The organism is Trebonia sp., assembly GCF_049794275.1.
Lineage (GTDB): Bacteria > Actinomycetota > Actinomycetes > Streptosporangiales > Streptosporangiaceae > Trebonia.
In genome coordinates, this window is record NZ_JBARCR010000542.1 from 1 (window position 1) to 4578 (window position 4578).

A 4578-nucleotide genomic window follows, 5' to 3' on the forward strand; every position below is an offset into this window, starting at 1 on the left:
GGTGCGAACGCGGCGGGGAAGGCGGCGCCCAGCGCCGCGGTGATCGCCACGTTGGCCATCACGAGGGCCACGCTGACCAGCCACACTCCCCCGACGGCGGCCAGCGCGAGCACCGCGGGGTGCTGCCACTGGGACGCGCCGTACAGCGCCCAGGGACCGCCGAGCCCCTGGTAGGACCTGATCCACTCCGGGATGAGCCAGCAGCTCGGGACCACTATGAAGGCCACGGCGAAGCGCGGCCACGACACCGGCGGCCGGAGCAGCCGGCGGACCGCGACCGCGAACGGCGACCACATCCAGCCCATCACCGCGCCGAGCAGCACCAGGCCAGGCCCGATCTCCGGCGCCATCCAGTACAGCATCGCGATCAGGTACGCGGCGCCGAACCACCAGCCGCGCGCGATCGCCTCTTTGGTGGTGTCGGCGCGGGTGAACAGCGCCATCGCGGGCACCAGGCCGAGCCACGCCAGGTAGGACAGGCTGGGCGCCGGGAACAGCACGATCGCTGGGATGCCGCCGGCCAGGAACGACAGCCATCGCACTGGGTAGCGGAACGGTCTGGTGAGCGCCCTGCGCAACGTCACAACTCCATTGTGGCGCACGCGCAGGGCACCCGAGTCAGCGTCGGAGTTACGGGCGGGCGGCGGCGTCCTCCAGGGCGCGCTTGACCAGGACGCGGGCCAGGTGCTCGCGGTAGGCCTTGCTCGCGTGGATGTCGGACCCGGCGTTGGTCCCCTCCGCGGCCAGCGCGGCCGCTTCGGCGATCGACGCACCCGACGCGAGTGCGTTCTCCACCGCGGTGGCGCGCAGCGGCGTCGATCCCATGTTGACCAGCGCGACCGCCTGTCCCTGCACGGCGACGCCCACGATGGCCCAGTCGATCGCCCGCTTGGTGAACTTCTGGAACCCCCAGGCGGCCGGGCTGGCCGGCTTGGGCACCTGGATCTCCGTGAGCAGTTCGCCCGGCTCGAGCGCGGTCTCGAAAATGCTGCGGAAGAATTCCGTGGCGGGCACCGTCCGCGTCCCGTCCTGGCCGCGGATGACGAACGAGGCGTCCAGCGCCAGCAGCGTGGCGGGCAGGTCGGAGGCCGCGTCGCCGTGCGCGACCGAGCCGCCGATCGTACCGCGGTGCCGGATCTGCGGGTCACCAACGGCCTCGGCCGTGTGCGCGAGCAGCGGCACGTCGGACGCGAGCAGCGACGCGTGAGCGACGTCGTGGTGCCTGGTCAGCGCGCCGACCGCCACGTACGTTCCCTCGTCGCGCACGTACGCGAGGTCGGGGATCCTGCCGAGGTCGATCAGCACGCCTGGCGCGGCGAACCGCAGCTTCATCAGCGGCAGCAGCGAGTGCCCGCCGGCCAGGTACTTCGCGTCCTCGCCGTGCTCGGCCGCGAGCCCGAGGGCCTCGTCGACCGACGTGGCCCGCACGTAAGTAAACGCTGGTGGGATCACTTGCCCGCCTCCGCTGCGGCGAGCGCCGCCCTGACGATGTTGTGGTACCCGGTGCAGCGGCAGATGTTGCCCTCGAGGCCGGTCCGCACCTCCGCCTCGGTCGGCGACGGGTTCTCCTTCAGCAGCGACACGATCGCCATGACCATGCCGGGGGTGCAGAACCCGCACTGCAGGCCGTGCTCCTGGTGGAAGGCCTCTTGCACGGCGTGCATCTGGCCGTCGGCGGCCAGCCCCTCGAGGGTCGTCACCGAGCCCCCGTCCGCCTGGGCGGCGAGCACGGTGCACGACTTCACCGACTCCCCGTCAAGCAGCACGGTGCAGGCGCCGCACGAGGTCGTCTCGCAGCCGATATTGGTCGCGGTGAGGTCCGCCACGTCGCGCAGGAAGTGCACGAGCAGCAAGCGGTCCTCGACGTCCGCGCTGATTTCCTTGCCGTTGACGGTCAGTTCGACCTTCACTTCGCGCTCGCCTTCTGTGCTTCGGAGATGGCGGTCCACACACGTTCCGGTGTCAGCGGCATGTCGATGTGCCGGACGCCGAGGTACGACACCGCGTCGATGACCGCGTTGTGCACCGCGGGCGTAGAACCGATCGTGCCGGCCTCGCCGATGCCCTTGACGCCCAGCGGGTTCACCGGGGTCGGCGTCTCGCTGGTGAGCAGCTCGAACGACGGCAGCTCCGCGGCCGTGATCGCGGCGTAGTCCGCGAGCGTGGAGGTCAGCGGGTTCCCGTCGACGTCGTAGAGGACCTCCTCGCACAGCGCCTGCGCCGCGCCCTGGGCGATACCGCCGTGCCGCTGGCCCTCCATCAGGACCGGGTTGAGCACCGGGCCAGCGTCGTCGGCGGTGATGTGCCGCAGCAGCGTCACCTTGCCGGTCTCGGTGTCTACCTCGACGACCGACAGGTGCGTGCCGAACGGGAACGTCGGCCGGTCGGCGGTGAACCGCACGTTGGCGACGATCAGCCCGCCGTCGGCGTGTTCCGCGACCTGCGCCCAGGTCAGCGACTTGTCCGGGTCGCCGGCGATGTGCCAGGTGCCGGTGTCAGCGTCGAGCACGACGTCCGCTTCCGCGGCCTCGAACAGCGCGGCCGCGTTCCTGGCCGCCTCCTCCTTGACCTCGATCGCCGCCTTGTGCACGGCCGACCCGCCCAGCTGGAGCGAGCGGGAGGCGTAGGTGCCTACGCCGTCCGGGACAAGGTCGGTGTCGCCGTGGATGACCTCGATCTTGTCCATCGGGATGCCGGTCTCGCTCTGCAGGATCATCGCGAACGCCGTGTGGTGCCCTTGGCCGTGCGCCGACGACCCGGTGTACACGGTCGCGGTGCCGTCGTCGTGCACCTCGACCTTCGCGGTCTCGCCTGCGCCGCCGTCGGCGGCGGTGATCTCCACGTAGCTGGCCAGCCCGAGGCCCATCTGCCTGGTGTCGCCGGCCTCCCGGCGGCGCCGCTGCTCGTCGCGCAGCGACGTGTAGTCCGCGGCGCCGAGTACCTTCTCCAGGGCTGACTCGTACTCGCCGGTGTCGTACGGCGCGCCGGCCTTGGTGACGAACGGGAACTGGTCAGGCTGGATGAAGTTGGCCTTCCGCACCTCGGCAGGGTCGAGGCCCGCCGCGGCGGCGAACCAGTCCACCGCCCGCTCGATCGTCGCCGCGGCCTCCGGCCGGCCGGCGCCGCGGTAGGCGGCGATCGGCGCCGTGTTGGTGACCACGACCTTGTAGTCGGCCTGCACCGCGGGGATGTCGTAGACGCCGGGCGCCATCAGATTGGTCAGCATCGGCAGGAACCCGCTCATCCGCGGGAACGCGCCGGCGTCCTGGATGACGTCGAGCCGGTAGGCCTTGATCTTCCCGTCCCGGTCGCCGCCGATCTTGATGTGGTGCAACTGCGCGCGGCCCTGCGTCATCGCCATCAGGTTCTCGTTGCGAGTCTCCACCCAGCGCACCGGCCTGCCGGTGTGCTTCGCGGCCCACGCGACGACGATCTGCTCCCTGTCGACGCCGATCTTGGCGCCGAACCCGCCGCCCACGTCGGGCGCGACCACCCGGATCGCGTCGGGCGGCAGCCCGATCGCGGTGAAGATCAGCCGGGCGAGCTGGGCGTTCTGCGTCGACGCCCAGACGGTGAGCTTGCCGCCGGAGAACGCCGCCGCCGTCGCGCGGCCCTCCATCGGCAGGCAGGCGACTCGCTGGTTGACGATGTCGCCCTCGACCACGACGTCGCAGCCGTCGAAGATGCTGTCGTCGCTGATGTCCCGGCCGCCCCTGACGCAGACGTTGGTGCCCGTGTCGGGGAACAGCAGGCTCTCGCCGGCGAACGCGCCGGCGATCGTGGTCACCGCGGGCAGCACCTCATAGTCCACGCTGACCAGCTCGGCCGCGTCCTCGCCCTGGTACGTGCTGTCGGTGAGCACGATCGCCACCGGCTCGCCGACGAACCGCACCCGGTCCACCGCGAGCAGCGGCTCGGCCCACTTCCCACCGAGCGGCACCGGCCCCTCGGCCGGCGGCTCGTCAGGTCCGGGCACCTCGCCGCCTGGCGGCTCGGCCGCGGGCAGGTCGGTCATGTCCGCCGCGGTCAGCACCGCGACGACACCCGGCTGCGTGAGCGCCTCCGACTTGTCTATGCCAGTTATCAGTGCATGCGCCACCGTCGCGCGAACGAAGGTAGCCCGCACCGCACCCGCCAGCTCAGGTTCCCGCAGGTCGTCTACGTAGACGCCGCCCGCGGTCAACAGCCGCGGATCCTCCGTACGGATGACCCGCGTGCCCAGAATGCTCATAAATCCTCCGCTGCTACGGCTTTCCACGCGAACTTACACCGAACGATGAAGCCACTTCCAGCCCGTGCTTATGCAAAGTTACACGCCAGGACTTGTGCCCAAAACATGAGGTAGATGCGCTGTTCCGGTGGTCACATTGTGACCACCAAACAATATTGGCGCTGGTCGCGGATATACGATCGGCGCCAGCGAGAAAAGGGGGCAGGAAACGCAGCCGAACGCAGCCGCCGAGGCCGTCTCAGTGGCGGCCCTCGTCGTCGTCCTCGGCTGGGCGGTGTGGCGGCCGCGCGGCTTGCCTGAGGCGGTCGTCGCGGTGCCGGCCGCCCTGCTCGTGATCGCCACCGGCG

General features: G+C 70.8%; 4 protein-coding genes. All 4 read right to left on the reverse strand.

Features of this window, described 5'->3' with window-relative positions:
- Positions 1–584 (reverse strand): hypothetical protein (locus WA805_RS14885; protein WP_422289464.1); only part of this gene is annotated, 584 nt, incomplete at its 3' end.
- Positions 585–630: 46 nt separating this feature from the next.
- Positions 631–1452 carry an FAD binding domain-containing protein gene (locus WA805_RS14890; RefSeq protein ID WP_424558714.1) on the reverse strand — a complete coding sequence of 274 codons (822 nt, stop codon included), beginning with the start codon at positions 1450–1452 and terminating at the stop codon, positions 631–633.
- Positions 1449–1910, reverse strand: a complete 462-nt coding sequence (locus WA805_RS14895) for a (2Fe-2S)-binding protein (RefSeq protein ID WP_422274785.1) — start codon at positions 1908–1910, stop codon at positions 1449–1451. Before WA805_RS14895 ends, WA805_RS14890 begins: the two co-directional genes overlap by 4 nt.
- Positions 1907–4231, reverse strand: a complete 2325-nt coding sequence (locus WA805_RS14900) for a xanthine dehydrogenase family protein molybdopterin-binding subunit (protein WP_422274783.1) — start codon at positions 4229–4231, stop codon at positions 1907–1909. The genes WA805_RS14895 and WA805_RS14900 overlap by 4 nt, the downstream gene beginning before the upstream one ends.
- Positions 4232–4578 lie beyond the last annotated feature (347 nt).

Coding starts and splice junctions, on each gene's coding strand:
- WA805_RS14900 (WP_422274783.1), bottom strand. CDS start 4,231: ATGAGCATTCTGGGCACGCGGGTCATCCGTACGGAGGATCCGCGGCTG.